Origin of the sequence: Pseudomonas sp. PDNC002 (assembly GCF_016919445.1) — a bacterium.
Lineage (GTDB): Bacteria > Pseudomonadota > Gammaproteobacteria > Pseudomonadales > Pseudomonadaceae > Pseudomonas.
Genome location: NZ_CP070356.1, coordinates 198649 through 219151, shown reverse-complemented (window position 1 = coordinate 219151; position 20503 = coordinate 198649). Strand labels below are relative to the sequence as shown.

Below are 20503 nucleotides of genomic sequence, written 5' to 3'. Positions count from 1 at the left end.
CAGCTTGGTTATGCCTGAATATGCGTAATTAGCATATTAGGATATGACAAAAATGAATTTCCATCATGAAGCGCTTGCCTATAGCTTCTAAGAACAACTTCTTAACCGACGTTTTTCTTATAACGAAAGCCGCCGACCTTATGCAGCGGCCCAGGCGAGGGCAACACAGTGAGCGTGGAAATTCTCGGCATGATCACCGCCACCCCGAGTTCCGAGGTGGACCAGCCGCTGGGGGAAGCGGTGGATGCCGGATTCGTCCGGCGCTTTGCCCAGGCCCATGAGGACGCCGGTTTCGACCGCGTGCTGGTGGGGTATTTCAGCAATGCCGCTGAAGGAGCGGTGGTCAGCTCCTTCGTCGCCGCCGCTACCCGTCGGCTGGGCATCTTGCTGGCCTATCGGCCGGGTGTGATCGCGCCGCCATTGGCTGCCCGCCAACTCGCCACCCTCGACCAGTTCAGCGATGGCCGCCTGGCCCTCAACGTGGTCAGCGGCGGCAACGACGAAGACCTCGCCCGCGACGGCGACTACCTCCAACACGACCGCCGCTACGCCCGCACCGACGAATACCTGCAAGCGCTGCGCGACATCTGGACTGCTGAAGGCCCGGTGGACTTCGATGGCGAGTTCTATCGCTTCCAGGGCGCTTCGCCCGCCGTGCGCCCGCAGCAGAAACCGCACATCCCAATCTACTTCAGCGGCTCCTCGGATGCCGCCATCGACGTCGCGGCGAAGCACGCCGACACCTACATGCTCTGGGGCGAGCCGCTGGCCGCTGTCGACGGCCACATTCGCCGCGTGCGGGCTGCCGCGCATGCTCAGGGGCGTGATCCGCGCTTCTCGGTGTCCTTCCGCCCCATCGTCGCCGACACCGAGGAGGCCGCCTGGAAGCGCGCTGCCGAAGTGCTCGAACAGGTGCGGGAGAACCGCACCCGCCTGGGCTTGCCGCTCAATGATCACCAGCCGGAGAACGTCGGCTCCCAGCGCCTGCTGGCCGCGGCGCAGCAGGGCGAGGTGCTCGACACGCGCCTGTGGACCGGCGTGGCCCGGCTTACCGGTGCGCGCTGGAACTCCACCGCGCTGGTCGGCACGCCCGAGCAAGTCGCCGCCGCGCTGGGCGAGTACTACCGCCTGGGCGTTTCCACCTTCCTGATCCGTGGCTTCGACCCGCTCGGCGATGCCGTGCGCTACGGCCAGGGCCTGATTCCCGCCATCCACGACCATATCGCCCGTCTGCCGCAACTGCGGCGCGCCGGCTGAGGAGCTTTTCGATGAACCTGAAGCAACGCCTGCGCGCCACCTTCGCCGCGCTCATCCTGGGCGCGCCGTTGGCCCACGCCGCCGACCTGCCGACCCTGCGGGTGGGGGACCAGAACTACTACAACGTGCGCGCATCGATGGAAGCGTCCGGCGTGCTTGAAGGCGCGCCCTACACCGTCGACTGGAAGCACTTCCAGTCCGCCGCGCCGGTGGCCGAAGGGTTGCAGGCCGGCGCGCTGGACCTGGGCTTCCTTGGCGACTCGGGCTTCATCTTCCTTGCCGCCAAGGGAGCGCCGGTGAAGCTGATCGGTATCTCCCAGCAGAACCCGGACACCATTGCCCTGCTGGTGCCCAAGGATTCGCCGGTGAAGACCATCGCCGACCTCAAGGGCAAGAAGGTCGCCTACTGGCCCGGCGCCTGGAGCCAGCAATTGACCCTGCGCGCGCTGGAAAAGGCCGGCCTGCCCAGCGATTACGTGGAGTTCGTCAAGCTGATGCCCATCGACGCCGCCGCCGCATTGCCGCGCGGCAGCATCGATGCATTCCCGGTATGGGAGCCCTATATCTCGCAGCAGATCGTATTCTCCGGCGCGCGCCCGATCCTCACCGCCCGCGACCTGATGCCGGGGCTGTCGAGCATCGCTGCCAACGCCAATTCCATCGATCCCAAGCGCGAGCAGATCGCCGATTTCCTTGGCCGCCTGCAGAAGGCCCGCGCCTGGGTCGAGGCGCACAAGGAGCAGTACGCCGACGTCTGGGCGAAAAAGGCCAACCTCGACCAGTCCGTGTCGCGCCACTGGATCGGCCAGGCCGCCATGAGCGTCGGCCCGGTGGATAAACAGGCCGCCGCCGATTACCAGGGCACCGCCGACTTCCTCCTGCAGACCGGCGCGCTGCCCAAGGCTTTCGATACCTCCAGCGTGATCGATACCTCCTTCGCCACCTCATTCCACTGAGTGGCGGGTTCTCAGCTAAGGCAAAAAGGTTATTTAACCTTGCGGCGATGCTTGGATATGGTTCTAAGTACCGCCCTGGCGGCCGGTTCTTCCCGGCGGCCCAACGGGGTTGTTCCAAGCTCTGTTTCCGCTTCAGTCCACCCGCGCGCCCAACGCCCAGGCCACTGATCCTCGCGTCTTTCCAGAGGTGTCCATGAGCGTTGTTCCATTCCGGCTGGCTGCGACCCGGCCGGTCGCACCGCCTGTTCCCAGCGCAGCCGGAACCTGGGCCCGCGCCCTGCGCGAGTCCGGCCTGTTGCGGCTGTCCCTGCCGGCTCAACTGGGCGGTAGCGCCAGTCCTTGGCAGGACATCCTGCAAACCCTGCGTGATCTCTGCGAACGGGACGGCGGCCTGGCCCGGCTGTTCGCCGTCCACCACCTGCAGCTGGCGCGGGTCAGCCTGCTGGGCAGCCGCGAGCAGGTGCAGCGCCTGCTCAACCTGACGCTGTTGCGCGAGCCGCTGTGGGGCGCGCTGGGGGACGGGCAGTCGCTGCAGGCCGCCGAACATGTGCGCGGTGGTTTCCGCGTCAATGGCGCGGAGTGGGACGCCTTCACCGTCGAAGCCGCCGACTGGCTGGTGCTGCGCGCCTGGTACGAACCCGGTCGCGATTTCCTCCTCGCCGCGCTGCCCAGCGCCCGTGCGGGCCTGGTACTGCGCGGTGGCGCGCAGTGCAACGAACTGCGCGTGCATCCGGAAGACATCCTCCTGCCGCCGGGGCTGGCGATCACGCCCCGGCGTTCGCTGTGCGATGGCCTGGCCCTGCTGCTGGAAGCCAACGTCGCCCTCGGTCTCGCGCTGCATGCGGCGAACCGGCTGGAGCTGGCGCAGGGCTCGGAGTTGTCGCGTCTCCTGGGGCTGGGACTGGTGCTCAGCGAACAGGCCGCCGCGCAACTGGACGACGACATCGCCGTCGGCGCCGGGCTGAGCTTCAGCCGCAGCAGCCATTTTTCCAACCTGGCCATCCAGGTGCTGGCGGTGGCTCGCGAGGCTGCGCAGTCGAGTCTCCGCGCGGAAGGCTTGAGGGCCCGGCTGCTGGGGGCTGCGCACTGATTGGCGGGTAAATCCGTCCGGCATTAGTTAAGAACTAAAAATTATTTATTTTGGATTTTTTATACCTGTAATCTTCGCTCTACCGGACCACCGGACTCATCCAGCATCACCTGACCTGTCCAGTGGTCCGCCTCGCTCTGCGGGCGGCCAACCCGTACCCGAGGAGCCGTATCCATGTCCCGCAGTCATTTCCTGCGCCGTTTCGCCGTTGGCCTCAGCGCGTCGGTCGCCCTGTTCGGCGCCCTGTCCGCCCAGGCCGAGCAGACCCTGCGCATCGGCTTCCAGAAGTCCTCCACGCTGCTGACCGTGGTGAAAGCCCAGGGCAACCTGGAGCGCGAACTGGGCAAGCAGGGCATCAAGGTCACCTGGCATGAGTTCCCCAGCGGCCTGCCGCTGCTCGAATCCCTGAATGTGGGCAACGTCGACCTGTCCGCCGACGTCGCCGATACCGTACCCGTCTTTGCCCAGGCCGCCGGCGCGCAGCTGACCTATTTCGCCCGCGAAACCCCGTCGCCCACCGCGCAGTCGATCCTGGTGCCGCACGATTCGCCGCTCAACTCCCTGGCCGATCTCAAAGGCAAGCGCGTGGCCGTGACCAAGGCCGCCGGCAGCCACTACCTGCTGATCGCCGCCCTGCAGAAGGCCGGGCTGAAGTTCTCCGACATCCAGCCGGCGTACCTCACTCCCGCCGATGGCCGCGCCGCCTTCGAGAACCACAAGGTCGATGCGTGGGTGACCTGGGACCCATACGTGGCCAGCGCCCAGCGTCAGCAGAACGCCCGCGTGCTGGTCGACGGCAAGGGCCTGGCCAGCTACCAGCGCTACTACCTCGCGTCCACCGAGTACGCCAAGGCCCACCCGGAAGTGCTCAAGCAGGTCTTCGCCGAACTGCAGAAGACTGGCCGCTGGGTGAAAGAGCACCCCGCCGACGCCGCCAAGGTGCTCGGCCCGCTGTGGGGCAACCTCGATGTCGCCACCGTCGAACAGGCCAATGCCCGCCGCAGCTATGACGTGCAGCCGGTGCGCAAGGACGGCCTCGACGAGCAGCAACGCATTGCCGACGCCTTCTACGCCGAAGGCCTGCTGCCCAAGCCTGTCGATGCCCGCGCGGTGCCGGTCTGGCAGCCGGACGTGGCGAGCAACTGATCCGCAATTTCCCGCCGCTCTCCCGAGCGGCCCGTCACGGCCCGGCCGGCCGCCTTTGTACGCATTTCCAGGAGCTCCACATGAAACACATCAGTGCCCCGCGCCGCCTGCTGGCCGCGCTTGCCCTGGTCGGCGTCGCTGGCGCCGCCCAGGCCGACATCACCCTCGGCTACCAGACCGGCATCGACCCGACCAAGGTGCCCCAGGCCGACGGTACTTACGAGAAAGTTATCGGCGAGAAGCTCGACTGGCGCCGCTTCAACAGCGGCCCGGAAGTGGTCGCCGCCATCGCCTCGGGTGATGTGCAACTGGGCAACCTCGGCTCCAGCCCGCTGGCCGCCGCCACTTCCCGTGGCCTGCCGATCGTCGCCTTCATCGTCTCCGCGCAGATCAACGCCGCCGAGGCGCTGGTGGTGCGCAACGGCAGCAAGATCGAGAAGCCCGAGGACCTGGTCGGCAAGACCATCGCCACGCCCTTCGTGTCGACCTCGCACTACAGCCTGCTGGGCGCGCTCAAGCACTGGAACATCGACCCCAGCAAAGTGAAGATCGTCAACCTCAACCCCACCGAGATCGCCGCCGCCTGGCGCCGTGGCGACATCGATGGCGCCTTCGTCTGGTCGCCCGCCCTGGGCGAGATCAAGAAGTCCGGCAAGGTACTGACCGACGCCGCCGAAGTTGGCCAGTGGGGCGCACCGACCTTCGAGGTCTGGGTGGCTCGCAAGGACTTCGCCGAGAAGCACCCGGAAATCATCGCCAAGTTCGCCAAGGTCAGCCTGGACTCCTTCGCCGACTACAACGCCCACAAGGCCGAGTGGACCGCCGATTCCGAGCAGGTGAAGAAGATCGCCAAGCTGACCGGCGCCGATCCGAAGGACGTACCTGAGCTGCTGGCCGGTTCGGCCTTCCCCGAGTCCCAGGCGCAGCTGTCTTCCGCGCTGCTGGGCGGTGGCACCGCCAAGGATATCGCGGGTACCGCTGCCTTCCTGAAAGAACAGAAGCGCGTGCCTTCGGTACTCAAGGACTACTCGCCCTACGTCAGCGCGGAATACGTGCGCCAGGCGGAGAGCGTGCAGGTTGGGCAGCGCTGATCGGCCTGCAATTTTTTCGCGGGACGCCCTCTCCCTAACCCTCTCCCTGAAGGGAGAGGGGACTCGTTCGGCGCAGGTTGATGCCATGGCGTCAGCCGGCACGGACAGCTCCCTCTCCCTTCAGGGAGAGGGCGGGGGAGAGGGCCAGCATTGTACCGAAACACCCCTTTCTCACCCTACGGAGGGCAGAACATGAGCCGTCTGACGGCCGAGGCGGTCAGCCTCACTTTCCAGCAGCGCGGACGCGAGCGCGTCGTGTTGCAGGACCTCACTCTCAGCCTGGCCAAGGGCGAATCCCTGGTGGTGCTGGGCCCGTCCGGCTGCGGCAAGTCCAGCCTGCTCAACGTGCTGGCAGGCTTTCAGGCGCCGGACAGCGGTCGCGTGCAGATCGATGGCCGGACCCTCGAAGGCCCTGGCGGCGAACGCGGCGTGGTGTTCCAGGATGACGCCCTGATGCCCTGGCTCAACGCCCTGGACAACGTGGCCCTGGGCTTGCGCATTCGCGGCGTCGGCGCTGCCGAGCGCAATGCCCGTGCCCACGAAGTACTGAAGCTGGTGGGCCTGGGCGAGCACGCGGACTACCGCATCTCGCAACTTTCCGGCGGCCAGCGGCAGCGCCTGGGCCTCGCCCGCGCACTGGCGGTGGAACCGGATTTCCTGCTGCTCGACGAACCCTTCGGCGCGCTCGATGCGCTGACCCGCGAACGCATGCAAGTGCTGACCCTCGACCTGTGGCGCAAGACCGGCAAGGGCCTGTTCCTGATTACCCACAGCGTCGACGAAGCGTTGTTCCTGGCAACCGACCTGGTAGTGATGGACGGCCCGCCGGCGCGCATCGTCAAGCGCCTGTCGCTGGACTTCGCCCGCCGCTACGCCGCCGGTGAGCCGGTGCGCAGCATCAAGTCCGACCCGGAATTCGCGCGTCTGCGCCAACTGCTTCTCGATGAGTTCCTCGAAGAACCGGAGGCCGAGCATGCCCACTGAAACCCTCGCCGCCAAACTCCCCGCCGCCGCGCCGAAAGCCCGCAGCGTGCCGGGCGATTATCGCCGCTGGGCCGCCGCCGGCAGCATCGTCGGCGTCTTCGTGCTCTGGTGGCTGGCCACCCACCTGGGCTGGGTCGACACCCTGTTCCTGCCGGCCCCGGAGCAACTGGTGGAGGCCTTCCAGCGCGTGCTGGCCGAAGGTTACGTCGACGCCTCGCTGTGGCAACACGTCGGCACCAGCCTGATGCGTGTGCTGCTGGCGCTGGGCGCTGCGGTGCTGACGGCGATTCCGCTGGGCATCCTGATGGGCCTCAATCCGCTGGTCAGCGCGGCGTTCGATCCGCTGGTGGAGTTCTATCGCCCGGTACCGCCGCTGGCGTACCTGCCGTTGATCGTCATCTGGTTCGGTATCGGCGAACTGTCCAAGGTGCTGCTGATCTACCTCGCGCTGTTCGCGCCGCTGCTGATCGCTACCGCCGCCGGTGTGCGCCGCGTGGACAAGTCGCGTATCCAGGCGGTGCGCTGCCTGGGCGCGAGCCGTCTGCAAGTTGTGCGTCACGTCATCCTGCCCAGCGCGCTGCCGGAAGTCCTGACCGGCCTGCGCATCGCCCTGGGCGTGGGCTGGTCGACCCTGGTCGCCGCCGAGCTGATCGCCGCCAACCGCGGCCTGGGTTTCATGGTGCAGTCCGCCGCGCAGTTCCTCGCCACCGACGTGGTGGTGCTGGGCATCCTGCTGATCGCCGCCATCGCGCTGAGCTTCGAGCTTGGGCTGCGCTGGTTGCAGAAGCGGTTTGCATCCTGGGAGTGACTTGCTTGTCGAGACAGAGCAAAGGCAAGGGCCTCTCCCTAGCCCTGGCTGCGCGCCCCGCTCCGAAGGGAGAGGGGACTGGCCTGAGTGGCGTCGAAACCTCTGCCTCATCGATGAAGCTGCGTGGCTGCAGGACTGCACCGTTTTTCCCGAACACACCGAATTAGCCCCCTCTCCCTTCAGGGAGAGGGCAGCCAAGCCGCCTTTCCCCGTGAACCTCACGAGAGAACACGAACATGACCACCCTGACCATCGAACCCATCAGCCCGGCCCTGGGCGCTGTCGTTTCTGGCGTGCGCCTGTCCGATCCGCTGGACGACGCGGCGCAACGCCAGATCGAGCAGGCCCTGCTCGATCACCACGTGCTGTTCTTCCGCGACCAGCCGCTGACGCCGACCCAGCAGGCAACCTTCGCCGCGCGCTTCGGCGACCTGCACATCCATCCGATCTACCCCAGCTCGCCGGAGCAGCGCGAAGTCATCGTCCTCGACACCGCCGTCACCGACGTGCGCGACAACGCCATCTGGCACACCGACGTGACCTTCCTGGAGACCCCGGCCCTGGGCGCAGTGCTCGCCGCCAAACAGCTGCCGCCCTACGGTGGCGATACCCTGTGGGCCAGCGGCATCGCCGCCTTCGAGGCGCTGTCGAAACCACTGCAGCAACTGCTCGACGGCCTCACCGCGACCCACGACATCAGCAAGTCCTTCCCCCAAGAGCGCTTCGGCGCCACTGATGCGGACCTGGCGCGGCTGGAGGAAGCGCGCAGGAAGAACCCGCCGCGCAGCCATCCGGTGATCCGTACGCACCCGGTCACCGGGCGCAAGGCGTTGTTCGTCAGCGATGGCTTCACTACCCGTATCAACGAGCTGGAACCGGCGGAAAGCCGCGCCATCCTCGACCTGCTGTTCGCGCACTTCAGCCGTCCGGAATTCACCGTGCGCTGGCGCTGGAAGGAAAACGACGTGGCTTTCTGGGACAACCGCGTGACCCAGCATTACGCGGTGGACGACTACCGTCCGCAGCGCCGGGTGATGCACCGGGCGACGATACTGGGGGACAAGCCGTTCTGAATTCTCCTGCGCGCAGTCCCTGAGCACCGCCGTGGCGCATAACGGCCCAGGCGTTATGCGCGATAGGGTGGGCAATGGCAGGATTTCGCGGAGAAGCTCCGCTCCTACAAAAAGCGGCCTGGCTATGGACGCCCCGTAGGAGCGGACCTTGTCCGCGAAGTTCGTCGCGGCGGAATTCCAGGTCCACGGTCATGCTCCAGCGAATGTCGCCAGCTGTAGGAGCTTGCTCGCCCCTACAGAGAGTGCGTTGACTCGGAATTTCCCCTCATCCCCCTGACATAAGGCAACAAAGCCGCACAGCAGACCGCATTCGTCGCCATTCTGGGTCGCGGCGGCTGGCGCACTGTCCTACGCTTTGGCGGTCGTACTTCTGTAAGAGACTGCCTCCATGCAAGAACGGATTCCCGACGAGTCCAACCTCGCCGAGCTGACGGTTCGCGGCCTGATCCTCGGCGCGCTGATCACCGTGGTGTTCACCGCCTCCAACGTCTACCTCGGCCTCAAGGTCGGCCTGACCTTCGCCTCGTCGATTCCCGCGGCAGTCATTTCCATGGCGGTGCTGCGCTACTTCTCCGGCTCCAACATCCTCGAGAACAACATGGTGCAGACCCAGGCCTCGGCGGCCGGCACCCTGTCCTCGATCATCTTCATCCTTCCCGGCCTCTTGATGATCGGCTACTGGAGCGGCTTCCCGTTCTGGCAGACGGCGGCCATCTGTTCCATCGGCGGCATCCTCGGCGTGCTCTACACCATTCCGCTGCGCCGGGTCATGGTGGTGCAGAGCAGCCTGCCTTACCCCGAAGGTGTGGCGGCGGCGGAGATTCTCCGTGTCGGCAGCCAGGACGAGGAAGAGGAGAAGGCCGGCAAGCCTGCGAAAGCCGGCGGCCCGGGCCTGCGCGACATCCTTGCCGGGGGCGTGGTCGCCGCGGCCTTCAGCCTGTTCAGCAGCGGCTTCAAGGTGCTCGCCGAAGGCTTCAGCTTCTGGATCACGGCCGGGCAGGCGGCCTTCCGCCTGTCCACCGGCTTCTCGCTGGCACTGGTCGGCGCCGGTTACCTGATGGGCATCACCGCCGGCATCGCCATCCTGATCGGCGTGGTCATCGCCTGGGGCGTGGCCGTGCCATTGCTCTCGGTGAACAGCGTGCTCGCTGCCGGTCAGAGCCTGCCGGAACTGGCCACCAAACTGTGGAGCAGCCAGGTGCGCTTCCTCGGTGCCGGCACCATCGGCATCGCCGCGCTGTGGACCCTGGCGACGCTGTTCAAACCCATGGTGCAGGGCGTCTGGTCGTCGCTTAGCGCCGTGCGCGGCCGTGGTGAAGTCAGCGACCTGCGCACCGAGCAGGACCTCTCCGCCAAATGGATAGTCGCCATCGCCGGCTTCCTGCTGGTGGCGCTGTTCGTGGTCTTCTCCTACTTCCTCAGCGACGCGGCGCCGGACTTGAAGGGCGTCGGCTTCTGGGGACTGGTGGCGGTCTGCGTGATCTTCGCCTTCTTCTTCGGCTTCCTGATCGCCGCCGCCTGCGGCTACATGGCCGGCCTGGTCGGTTCGTCGAGCAGCCCGATCTCCGGTATCGGCATCATCGCGGTGATCCTGGTGTCGCTGCTGATCCTGGGCGTTGGTTCGCTGGAAACCGGCTTCCTCGACCAGCAGGGCGGCAAGCTCGCCATTGCCCTGGCGCTGTTCACCACCTCGGTGGTGATCGCCATCGCGGCGATTTCCAACGACAACCTGCAGGACCTGAAGACCGGTTATCTGGTCGGCGCCACGCCGTGGCGCCAGCAGGTAGCGCTGATCGTCGGCTGCCTGGTCGGCGCGCTGGTGATCCCGCCGGTACTGGAGCTGCTGTTCAACGCCTATGGCTTCACCGGCGCACTGCCGCGCGAGGGCATGGACCCGAACGCCGCCCTGGCTGCACCGCAGGCAACGCTGATGACCGCCATCGCCAGCGGGATTTTCCACAACGCGCTGAACTGGAACATGATCCTCATCGGCGTGGCGCTGGGCATCGCGCTGATCCTGGTGGACGTGCTGCTGCGCCGCACCGGCAAAGCGAGCCTGCCGGTGCTCGCTGTCGGCCTGGGCATCTACCTGCCGCCCACCATCGGGATGACTTTGGTGGTCGGTGCGGTGATCGGCTGGCTGCTGGAAACCGCGCTGGCCAAGCGCGCGGCAGCCGCTGGCAAGGACGTGGAGAAGTACTCCGACGAGCCCAAGCGCCGTGGCGTGCTGCTGGCTTCGGGCCTGATCGTCGGCGAGAGCCTGATGGGTATCCTGCTGGCCGGCATCATCGGCGCCACCGGTTCTGCCGCGCCCCTGGCCCTGGTCGGAGGTAGTTTCGAGGACACCGCGCAGTGGCTGGGCCTGGTGGTCTTCGTGGCGATCTGCGTGCTGTTCTACCGCAAGGTACTGAGCGGCACCCGCGGCTGATCCTTTGCCGTGATGTGAAAAAGGCGCCTGCGGGCGCCTTTTTCATTTGGGTTTTTCGTAGGAGCAAGTGTCTTTTCCTGAAAAAATCCGTGCCTGTGTTCCCCCCCTCACCCCAACCCTCTCCCTCAGGGAGAGGGGGCAGATCGTGCCGGCTGACGGCATAGCTTCATCCTGCACCGAACGGTCCCCTCTCCCGCGTGCGGGAGAGGGCTAGGGTGAGGGGCTCTTGATCTTTGCAGGGGGGCTCGCTCCTGCATCTGGTGCGCAAGTCCGAACCTAGCGCACCAGATGCAGGAACTGCAGGTGCCGCTCGTACTGGTCGAGCATGTCGTTGATGATCTGCTCCTTGCTGTAGCCCATCAGGTCGTAGTCTTGGCTGCCTTCGGAGAGGTGCACCTCGGCGCGGAAGTAACGGCGGTTCTTCAGGTGCAGGCCGCCCATGCCGGCGCGTGCGAAGGACGGGGTGAAGTAGCCGCGCATCGATACCTGATAGAGGAACGCATGCTGCTCGCCGTGGCCGATCTCCAGGATCAGCTCCAGGTTGCCCAGGTCGAGGTCGGACTCGACCTGCAGTCCCTTCTCGCGGAACACCTGGGAGACCTCGGCGATGGCCGGGCTGACCACGTCGACCATGAAGCGGTACACCTCATCCCGCGTGGGGAAGTGCACAGCCTGGGAGATACGCCGCTTCCAACCGCCCGGTTTGGCCGATGGCGGCGCCAGGGAGTGGGTGCGCGCGCGCTGGCGCTGGGATTCGAGGTAGAACGCCTTGTGCAGGCCCCACATCATCAGCAGCAGGATCAGCGAGAAGGGCAGCGAGGTCAGGACCACCGCTGACTTCAGCGCATCGATGCTGCCGGCGAACAGCAGGCCGCCGGTGACCAGTGCCGTGGCCACACCCCAGAACACCCGCAGCCACTTCGGCCCATCGTCGTCGGCGCTGCCGCCGTGGGCGGAGAGCGTGGACAGCACCACGGTGCCGGAGTCCGCCGAGGTAACGAAGAACACGAAGCTGACCAGCACCGTCACCGCGATCACTACACGGCTAGCGGGGTAGTTCTGCAGCATCTGGTACAGCGCCATGGACGGATCGGAAATGGCGACTCGGCCAAGCTCGCTGAAGCCATGGTTGAGTACCTGATCCAGCGCGCTGTTGCCGAAGATCGACATCCACGCCAGGGTGAAGCCCAGCGGGATGAACAGCACGCCGAAGACGAACTCGCGGATCGTTCGCCCGCGCGAGATGCGCGCGATGAACAGCCCGACGAAGGGCGCCCAGGCGATCCACCAGGCCCAGTAGAACACCGTCCAGCCACCCAGCCAGTCGCTGCCGTCCTTGCCGTAGGCGTAGAGGTCGAAGCTCTTGGTCGGCAGGCTACCGAGGTAGTCACCGATGTTCTGCACCAGGGTGTTGAGCAGGTGCTGGGTGGGGCCAGCGAACAGCACGAAGAGCAGCAGCGCGCAGGCCAGCAGCATGTTGATGTCCGACAGCAGGCGGATGCCCTTGTCCACGCCGGAGACGGCGACCAGGATCGCCGCGCCCATCATCAGCGCGATCAGCGTCATCTGCACCGGGTGGCTGTGGGCGATGCCGAACAGGAAGTCCAGCCCGGCGTTGAGTTGCAGCACGCCGAAGCCCATGTCCGCGCCGAGGCCGAACACCGTGGCGATGATGCCGAAGCAGTCCACGGTGTAGCCGATGGGGCCGTTGATGCGCTTGCCGATCAGCGGGTAGAGCGCTGAGCGCAGCGCCAGCGGCAGGTTGTGCCGGTAGGCGAAGTAGGCCAACGCCATCGCCACCAGGGCGAACACGCCCCAGCCGTGCAGGCCCCAGTGCAGGAACAGCAACTGCATGGCCTGCCGCGCCGCTTCCGGCGTGCCGGCTTCGCCTTGCGGCGGCTGGGCGAAGTGGGTCAGCGGCTCGGACACGCAGAAGAAGAACAGGGTGATGCTGATGCCGGCGGCGAAGAGCATGCCGGCCCAGGACAGGTAGCTGAATTCCGGCTCGTCGTGGTCGGCACCGAGCTTGATCTTTCCGTAGCCGGAAAGCGCGGTGACCACCACGAAGATCAGGTACAGCGTCATCGCCAGCAGGTAGTACCAGCCGACGGTATCGGCGGCCCAGGACTGTGCGGCGAGCAGCCATTCACCGGCCCGTTGGGGCTGGCTGATGACGATCAGGGCGAAGAGAAGGATCAGCGCAGCCGCACCGTAGAAGACCGGTGGGTTCATGCGCATGGCGGGAGAGGGCGTTACGGACGGGGAGGTTTGGGCAACGGACAAAACGGGCGGGGTCCCTCGGATTTTTCCTTGAACAAGCATTCAATGAAAACACGGGACGGCCCTGGAAAGCCAATCGGCGGGACCGATGGTCCCGCCGCCGGCCCTGTCAAAAGGGCCGAGCGGAGCGGGTACTGCTTACTTGCGGCGGTTCTTTTTCGCCTCACGGATCTCACGGCGTTCCGGGTCGGCCTTCGCGGGCGCGGTCAGGAAAGCGGTGGCGGCGAAGAAGTTAGCAAGAGCGGCAAAGCTGGTCACGATGATCTCCAATGGCGTCGGGGAAAATGGGTCCCGACTGCCTGATAGCCATTTTCCCTGAAGATTGTGACGAAAAGAAGTGAATGGTCTTGATGACAGGTATTGAGGTGGTCGATGAGGCTGGATGAACGGTAATTTCCAGTTGATTCTCCTGAAATTGATCTTCCGATCAGGATTCCCTGCTGCCGCTTCGCAAGTCGGCAATGCCTTTCACTGCGACCGTTCGTCGCTTCAAGTGAATCGGTTCAGCGTGGCATCTGGGTTTGCGCTGACCAACGGAGAGGAGCGGTGAGCTGCGGTAGCACAGATACTGAATCAGAGCGGATTCAGGTCACAAAACTTGAACGAGTGTGCAAATTTTCGTCAAAAACTTGTTATACAACTCTGGCGATTCACTTATTTATTCCGTTAGTCTGCGACCGCAGGACAAAAAACCACCAACAGGGAGCATCTCGAGATGGACTTCAAACGTATCGCCATTGCCACTGCGCTCTTCGCTTCGCTGGCCGGTTGCCAGACCATGACCACCAACCAGGCCATCGTTCCGCTGCAAGCCGCTACCGCCCAGATGATCGGCCTGGCTTCCTCCGACGAGCTGGTCGTCAGCGACGTCAAAGCCGGCCAGCCGGACGCCCTGGGTGGCCAGGAACTCTCCTACGTCGCCACCACCACCAAAGGCCGCGTGTTCAACTGCACCTCGCGCATGATGCCGGGCCTGCTGACCGATCCGGCCAAGCTGACCAACCCGTCGTGCATCCCGGTGGTCGCTCACTCCAACACCGCCACCAAGTAAGACTGCTCTGTCGCCCGTGCGCGGCCCATCGGGTCGCGCTGGCGACTACAGCGCGGCATCAGCCGCGCTCGTGCTCCAGGCGTTGCAGCAGCGCACGCAGCTGCGCCTCGACGCCGGGCTGGCGCACCAGTCGCTCCAACGCCTCTTCGCTCACTTCCGTTTCACTGCCTGACTCCGCGACGCCCCCTGAAAAATTCAGGTGCTCCGGGCGAATCTCTTCGTCCGGGCTCACCAGCAGGGCGAAGTGGATGATGTTCTCCAGTTCCCGAATATTCCCCGGCCACGAATAGCTCTCCAGCGCGCGCTGGGTGTCGTTGGCGATCTGCGGCACCGGCAGTTCCAGGCGTTGCGCGTGCACGCCGAGGAAGTACTCGGCCAGCGGCTGGATATCGCCGATGCGCTCGCGCAGCGGCGGCAAGGTCAGGTTGCCGTCGTGCAGGTATTGCTGCAGTCCTTCGAGGAATTTCCCCGCCTTCACCGCCTGCCCCAGATCGATGCTGGTGGCGGCGACCAGACGCACGTCCACCGGCACCGGCTCGCGCGCGCCGACGCGCAGCACTTCACGTTCCTGCAGCACGCGCAGCAGCTTCTGTTGCAGCGACAGCGGCAGGTCGGCGATCTCGTCCAGGTACAGGGTGCCGCCATTGGCCGAACCGAACCAGCCGGCGCGGCTGCCCACCGGGCCGTTGTGCGCGCCCGGCGCATAGCCGAACAGCTCGGCGTCGGCATAGTTGCGGCTCAGCGCGCTGCAGCTCACCGCGACGAACAGGCCGGGGCGCTCGCTGGCGCGGTGGATGTGGCGGGCCAGCAGTTCCTTGCCGGTGCCGGTTTCGCCGTGGATCAGCACCGGCTGCGGCAACGGCGCCAGGCGCTCCACCTCGTCACGCACTTCATGGGAGCGCGGGTCGAAGAACACCAGCGCCTTGGCGCGGATGCTCAGCGGGCTCTTGTCGGCGTCGGGGAAGGTCAGCAGCGGTAGCGGCGCGTGGGGTGCGTTCATGGGAAATCTCCTTCTGCTCTTACAGCGCGTCCAGCGCCTGCAGGAAGTCGTGGACGATGTCCTCGCTGTCCTCGATGCCCACCGAGACACGGATGGTGCCATCGTGGATATCCAGCGCGGTCAGGGCCTCGGCGGACAGCGCACGGTGCGAGGTCTTGCCGGGGTGGGTAATGCTGCTGGCGACACCGGCCAGCGACGGTGCGAAGGCGGCCAGTTGCAGCGCGCCGATCAGCGTGTCGACCTGGTCCAGGCCGCCCTTCAGGGTGAAGCTCAGCATGCCCGAATGGCCCTTGCGGAACAGGCGCTGCGCCAGTTCGTGGTCCGGGTGAGAGGGCAGGCCGGGGTAGTAGACGCGCTCCACCTGAGGGTGCGCCTCGAGGGTTTCGGCCAACGCCTGGGCGTTCTGCGAGTGGGCGCGCATGCGCAGCGCGAGAGTCTTCGCGCCACGGAAATTCAGCCAGCTCTCGAAGGGGCTGGCACTGCCGCCGGCGTTGATCTGGAAGCGCCGCGCGGCGGCGATCCACTGCGCGTCGCCCACCAGCGCGCCGCCCATGGCATCGCTGTGGCCGTTGAGGTACTTGGTCGTGCTGTGGATCACCAGATCGGCGCCATCGCGCAGCGGCTGGTAGAGCACCGGCGAGAGGAAGGTGTTGTCCACCAGGAGCTTGAGGCCCTGGCGGTGGGCGAGATCGGCCAGCGCCGGGATATTGCTCACGCGCACCAGCGGGTTGGAGGCGGTCTCGGTGTAGATCAGTTTGGTGGTCGGGGTGATCGCCGCTTTCACCGCGGCCAGGTCGTTGAGGTCGAGCAGGGTGGAAGCGATGCCGAAGCGTGTCAGCTCCTTCTCGATCAGGCTCTGGGTGGTGCCGTACAGCTCGCGGCTGGCGATCAGGTGGTCGCCGGCGCCGAGCACGCCCAGCAGCGCGGCGGAAATGGCCGCCATGCCGGAGGCGGAGAACAGCGCGTCCTCGCCGCCTTCCAGGTCGCGCAGCAGTTCTTCCACGGCGCTGTGGTTGGGGTTGCCGATGCGCGTGTACATGTAGTTGTCAGGATTGCCGGCAAGGAAGTCGTCGACCTGCTCCAGCGAGTCATAGACGAACACCGAGCTCTGGTAGATCGGCTGGCTCTTGGCGCGGGTGACCATGCGCCGGTCGGCATCGTGGCCTGCGTGTACGGCGCGAGTAGATGGGCCTTTGGCGTGGTCGCTCATGGCAATACCTTTGGAAAGAAAAACGCCGGTGGAACCTGCCCACCGGCGTCGAAGCGGGTGCGCCCAGGGCGCGCCCAGCGTGGGAGTCGTTGCGCCCGGCAGTCTGCCGGGCGACGGATCAGAAGGCCGGCACCACGGCGCCGTTGTACTTCTTCTCGATGAAGGCTTTGACTTCCGGGCTGGTCAGGGCGGCGGAAAGCTTCTTCAGCGCGTCGCTGTCCTTGTTGTCCGGACGCGCCACCAGGTAGTTCACGTAGGGCGAGTTGCGGTCTTCGAGGATCAGCGCGTCCTTCACCGGGTTGAGCTTGGCTTCCAGCGCGTAGTTGGTGTTGATCAGGTCCAGGTCGACCTGATCCAGCACGCGCGGCAGCAGGGCCGATTCCAGTTCCTTGAACTTCAGGTGCTTGGGGTTCTCGGCGATGTCTTTCGGGGTGGCCAGGGCGTTGCTCGGGTCTTTCAGCTTGATCACGCCGGCCTTCTGCAGCAGGAGCAGGGCGCGGCCGCTGTTGCTGCCTTCGTTGGGGATGGCGACGGTGGCGCCGTCCGGCAGTTCGCTGATGGACTTGTACTTCTTCGAGTAGCCGCCGAAGGGCTCGACGTGCACGCCGGTCACGGTGACCAGGTTGGTGCCCTTGCCCTTGTTGAAGTTGTCCAGGTACGGCTTGGTCTGGAAGTAGTTGGCGTCCAGGCGCTTCTCGGCAACCTGCACGTTGGGCTGCACGTAGTCGGTGAAGACCTTGATCTCCAGGTCCACGCCTTCCTTGGCCAGGGTCGGCTTGATCAGCTCGAGGATCTCGGCGTGGGGGATCGGGGTGGCGGCGACGATCAGCTTTTCATTGGCGAAGGCCGAGGTGGAGAAGGCAGCGGCGAGGGCGGTCAGAAGCAGCAGCTTTTTCATTGCAATGTCCTTGTGGGGCAGATGACCGCTGGCGTCCGGGCCGGCCGGGATGGGGCCTTCGTACGGGCGGTGGATTCTTTTTCCGCGGCTCACTCGGCAGCGGTTGCAGCGAAAGTTACCCGCTCTTGTTATTCCAATAAAATATTAATTTTTCATTTTCATATTCGATTTTGTTCATAAGGAAAATCGAGGAAGTGAACTGAGACAACCTGTCGCGCGACACCCCGTCGCGCGGCAACCCACCACTCCAGCCCGCGCACCCTGGGCGCGTAAGATCGAGGCGTTTTCTTGAGCGGCGTCAATGCGGATGGTGGTCCATTCTGATTGAGCAGCGAAAAGAACCCGAACCGACATGAGATCGGTGGCTCGAAACAGAGTCATTGCAAGAGACAGACATCACGCAAGAACGCCCTGCGCATGCGCAAGGTACGGTGCCGACCCTTCCGTGGGGTGGGCGTCAGCCTGAAGAGGAATAGTCATGTTCGGATTAGAGGCGCTCGACCTGGCCCGGATCCAGTTCGCCTTTACCGTGTCCTTCCACATCATCTTCCCTGCCATCACCATCGGCCTGGCCAGTTACCTGGCGGTGCTCGAAGGGCTGTGGCTGAAGACCCACGAGGAGGTCTACCGCGACCTCTATCACTTTTGGTCGAAGATCTTCGCCGTCAACTTCGGCATGGGCGTGGTCTCCGGCCTCGTCATGGCCTATCAGTTCGGCACCAACTGGAGCGCCTTCTCGGCCTTCGCCGGGAGTATCACCGGCCCGTTGCTGACCTATGAGGTGCTCACCGCCTTCTTCCTCGAAGCCGGCTTCCTCGGCGTCATGCTGTTCGGCTGGCACCGCGTCGGCCCCGGCCTGCACTTCTTCGCCACGGTCATGGTGGCCATCGGTACGCTGATCTCCACCTTCTGGATCCTCGCCTCCAACAGTTGGATGCAGACCCCGCAGGGCCATGAGATCGTCAATGGCGTGGTCGTGCCGGTGGATTGGGTGGCAGTGATCTTCAACCCATCGTTCCCCTACCGCCTGCTGCACATGGCGATTGCCTCGTTCGTCGCCACCGCCTTCTTCGTTGGTGCCTCGGCGGCCTGGCACCTGCTGCGTGGCCGCGACAATCCGGCGATCCGCAAGATGCTTTCGATGGCGATGTGGATGGCGCTGATCGTAGCTCCCATCCAGGCCATGGTGGGCGACGCCCACGGCCTCAATACGCTCAAGCACCAGCCGGCGAAGATCGCTGCGATGGAAGGCCACTGGGACAACAGCAGCGGCGAACCGACCCCGCTGATCCTGTTCGGCTGGCCGGACATGGAGCGCGAGGAAACCCGCTTCAAGATCGAGATTCCGGTGCTTGGCAGCCTGATTCTGAACCACAGCCTGACCGAGCCGATCCCCGCGCTGAAGGATTTCCCGAAAGCCGACCGGCCCAATTCCACCGTGGTGTTCTGGTCGTTCCGCATAATGGCCGGCCTGGGCATGCTGATGATTCTGGTTGGCCTGTGGAGCGCCTGGCTGCGCTGGCGCAAGCGTCTCTTCGAGAGCCGCGCGTTCCTCAAGCTGGTGCTGTGGATGGGGCCGTCCGGCTTGATCGCGATCCTGGCCGGCTGGTTCACCACCGAGATCGGCCGCCAGCCGTGGGTGGTCTACGGCCTGATGCGTACCAGCGACGCGGTGTCCAATCACAGCGTGACGCAGATGAGCATCACCCTGGTGATGTTCGTGGTGGTGTACTTCTCGCTGTTCGGCGTGGGCATCGGCTACATGATGCGGCTCGTGCGCAAGGGCCCGATCACCCATGAAGGGCGCGAAACCAGTCATGGTGGTGCAGGTCAGCAGCGCACCGCGGCGCGGCCACTGTCGGCTACCGCCGAGGGCCTCGATGACGATGAAACCGACAGTCCGGAAGGGAGGAACTGAGCATGGGAATCGACCTTCCGCTGATCTGGGCGATCATCATCATCTTCGGCGTGATGATGTATGTGGTGATGGACGGCTTCGACCTGGGGATCGGCATGCTCTATCCGTTCTGCCAGGACGAGGGCGACCGTGACGTCATGATGAACACCGTCGCGCCGGTCTGGGACGGCAACGAGACCTGGCTGGTACTGGGCGGCGCGGCGCTGTTTGGCGCCTTCCCGGTGGCTTATTCCGCCGTGCTCTCGGCGCTTTACCTGCCGCTGATGCTGATGCTCGTCGGGCTGATCTTCCGCGGCGTGGCCTTTGAGTTCCGCTTCAAGGCGCGGGCCAATAAACGTCACCTGTGGGACAAGTCGTTCATCATCGGCTCGCTGGTGGCGACGTTCTTCCAGGGCGTTGCCCTGGGCGCCTTCATCGAAGGCATCCCGGTGGAGAACCGCGCCTTCGCCGGCGGCCCGCTGGACTGGCTGGCACCGTTCCCGCTGTTCTGCGGCCTGGGCTTGGTCGTCGCCTACACCCTGTTGGGCTGCACCTGGTTGATCATGAAGACCGAAGGCCACCTGCAACAGCGCATGCATGACCTGGCCAAGCCGTTGGCGTTGGTGTTGCTGGCGGTGATCGGCATCGTCAGCCTCTGGACCCCGCTGGCCCACGAGGAAATCGCCCAGCGCTGGTTCAGCCTGCCGAACCTCTTCTGGTTCCTGCCGGTGCCGCTGCTGGTGCTGCTGACCTTCTACGGCCTGCTGCGCTCGGTGGCGCGCAACGACCACGTGAAGCCGTTCCTGCTCACCCTGGCGCTGATCTTCCTGGGTTACAGCGGACTGGGCATCAGCCTGTGGCCGAACATCATCCCGCCGTCCATGTCCATCTGGGACGCCGCGGCACCGCCACAGAGCCTGGGCTTCATGCTGGTGGGCGCGCTGTTCATCATCCCGTTCATCCTCGTCTACACCGCGTGGAGCTACTACGTGTTCCGCGGCAAGGTGAAGCACGGCGATGGCTACCATTAGAGGTGCGGACCATGACCCATGAGGAGCAGGAGAAGGCACCGCTGCGCAAGCGGCTCGGCTGGCTGGTGCTGATCTGGGCGCTGAGCGTCGCCGGCCTGGGTGTTGCCGCCTGGCTGATGCGCCTGTTCATGAGCGCGGCGGGGCTGGGTACGCCGCACTAGCCTCGCAGTAATCGATCCCATCCGGGCGCCGTCCCCCGGCGTCCGTTCCCACATCCCTCGTCGGTGCTTCCAGCGGGGGATTTTTTTCGCCGGTTATCCTGGGCTGCTTGTAGGGGCGAGCTTGCTCGCGAACCTGCCCCGG

General features: G+C 65.3%; 17 protein-coding genes. 13 read left to right on the top strand and 4 right to left on the bottom strand.

Annotation, left to right across the window (positions count from 1 at the left end; translation table 11 throughout):
* Positions 1-189 precede the first annotated feature (189 nt).
* From JVX91_RS01095 to JVX91_RS01055, 9 genes are all read left to right on the top strand, one after another.
* Positions 190-1257 (top strand): LLM class flavin-dependent oxidoreductase, encoded by a 1068-nt coding sequence (locus JVX91_RS01095; RefSeq protein WP_205337626.1) that lies wholly within the window; start codon positions 190-192, stop codon positions 1255-1257.
* A gap of 11 nt (positions 1258-1268) precedes the next feature.
* Positions 1269-2213 carry an ABC transporter substrate-binding protein gene (locus JVX91_RS01090; protein ID WP_205337625.1) on the top strand — a complete coding sequence of 315 codons (945 nt, stop codon included), beginning with the start codon at positions 1269-1271 and terminating at the stop codon, positions 2211-2213.
* Between the two features lie 193 nt (positions 2214-2406).
* Entirely contained in the window at positions 2407-3303 is an 897-nt protein-coding gene (locus tag JVX91_RS01085) for an acyl-CoA dehydrogenase (protein ID WP_205337624.1), read from the top strand.
* A 174-nt stretch (positions 3304-3477) separates the two neighbouring features.
* A complete protein-coding gene (locus JVX91_RS01080) occupies positions 3478-4449 on the top strand; it encodes an aliphatic sulfonate ABC transporter substrate-binding protein (RefSeq protein ID WP_169936380.1) in 972 nt (323 codons plus the stop codon).
* A gap of 80 nt (positions 4450-4529) precedes the next feature.
* On the top strand, positions 4530-5540 hold the full coding sequence (tauA, locus tag JVX91_RS01075) for a taurine ABC transporter substrate-binding protein (protein ID WP_205337623.1): 1011 nt from the start codon (positions 4530-4532) through the stop codon (positions 5538-5540).
* A gap of 192 nt (positions 5541-5732) precedes the next feature.
* Entirely contained in the window at positions 5733-6524 is a 792-nt protein-coding gene (locus JVX91_RS01070; RefSeq protein ID WP_037015270.1) for a taurine ABC transporter ATP-binding protein, read from the top strand.
* The gene (locus tag JVX91_RS01065; protein WP_054906495.1) at positions 6514-7332 is read left to right on the top strand and encodes an ABC transporter permease subunit; all 819 of its coding nucleotides are present in this window, start codon (positions 6514-6516) and stop codon (positions 7330-7332) included. Before JVX91_RS01070 ends, JVX91_RS01065 begins: the two co-directional genes overlap by 11 nt.
* Before the next feature lie 236 nt (positions 7333-7568).
* Positions 7569-8405 carry a taurine dioxygenase gene (tauD, locus tag JVX91_RS01060; protein ID WP_205337622.1) on the top strand — a complete coding sequence of 279 codons (837 nt, stop codon included), beginning with the start codon at positions 7569-7571 and terminating at the stop codon, positions 8403-8405.
* 388 nt (positions 8406-8793) lie between these two features.
* On the top strand, positions 8794-10833 hold the full coding sequence (locus JVX91_RS01055) for an oligopeptide transporter, OPT family (RefSeq protein WP_205337621.1): 2040 nt from the start codon (positions 8794-8796) through the stop codon (positions 10831-10833).
* Between the two features lie 276 nt (positions 10834-11109).
* Here the strand turns inward: JVX91_RS01055 and betT are convergent, their stop codons facing one another.
* A complete protein-coding gene (gene betT / locus JVX91_RS01050) occupies positions 11110-13065 on the bottom strand; it encodes a choline BCCT transporter BetT (protein WP_205337620.1) in 1956 nt (651 codons plus the stop codon).
* A gap of 763 nt (positions 13066-13828) precedes the next feature.
* Here betT and JVX91_RS01045 point away from each other — a divergent pair.
* Positions 13829-14164 carry a hypothetical protein gene (locus tag JVX91_RS01045; RefSeq protein ID WP_205337619.1) on the top strand — a complete coding sequence of 112 codons (336 nt, stop codon included), beginning with the start codon at positions 13829-13831 and terminating at the stop codon, positions 14162-14164.
* 58 nt (positions 14165-14222) lie between these two features.
* Here JVX91_RS01045 and JVX91_RS01040 read toward each other — a convergent pair whose 3' ends face one another.
* The 3 genes from JVX91_RS01040 to JVX91_RS01030 form a co-directional block, all read right to left on the bottom strand.
* Positions 14223-15164 (bottom strand): sigma-54-dependent transcriptional regulator, encoded by a 942-nt coding sequence (locus tag JVX91_RS01040; protein ID WP_205337618.1) that lies wholly within the window; start codon positions 15162-15164, stop codon positions 14223-14225.
* Between the two features lie 19 nt (positions 15165-15183).
* Entirely contained in the window at positions 15184-16374 is a 1191-nt protein-coding gene (locus tag JVX91_RS01035; protein WP_205337617.1) for a PLP-dependent aspartate aminotransferase family protein, read from the bottom strand.
* Positions 16375-16492: 118 nt separating this feature from the next.
* A complete protein-coding gene (locus tag JVX91_RS01030; protein WP_205337616.1) occupies positions 16493-17272 on the bottom strand; it encodes a MetQ/NlpA family ABC transporter substrate-binding protein in 780 nt (259 codons plus the stop codon).
* 478 nt (positions 17273-17750) lie between these two features.
* Between JVX91_RS01030 and JVX91_RS01025 the strand changes: the two genes are divergently transcribed.
* The 3 genes from JVX91_RS01025 to JVX91_RS01015 are packed head-to-tail and all read left to right on the top strand — an operon-like array spanning position 17751 to position 20361.
* Positions 17751-19190, top strand: coding sequence for a cytochrome ubiquinol oxidase subunit I (locus tag JVX91_RS01025; protein ID WP_205337615.1), 1440 nt, complete (start codon positions 17751-17753; stop codon positions 19188-19190).
* A 2-nt stretch (positions 19191-19192) separates the two neighbouring features.
* Positions 19193-20200: a cytochrome d ubiquinol oxidase subunit II gene (gene cydB, locus JVX91_RS01020; RefSeq protein ID WP_205337614.1), complete on the top strand. Its 1008-nt coding sequence runs from the start codon at positions 19193-19195 to the stop codon at positions 20198-20200.
* Between the two features lie 11 nt (positions 20201-20211).
* Positions 20212-20361, top strand: a complete 150-nt coding sequence (locus JVX91_RS01015) for a DUF2474 domain-containing protein (RefSeq protein ID WP_037007166.1) — start codon at positions 20212-20214, stop codon at positions 20359-20361.
* Positions 20362-20503 lie beyond the last annotated feature (142 nt).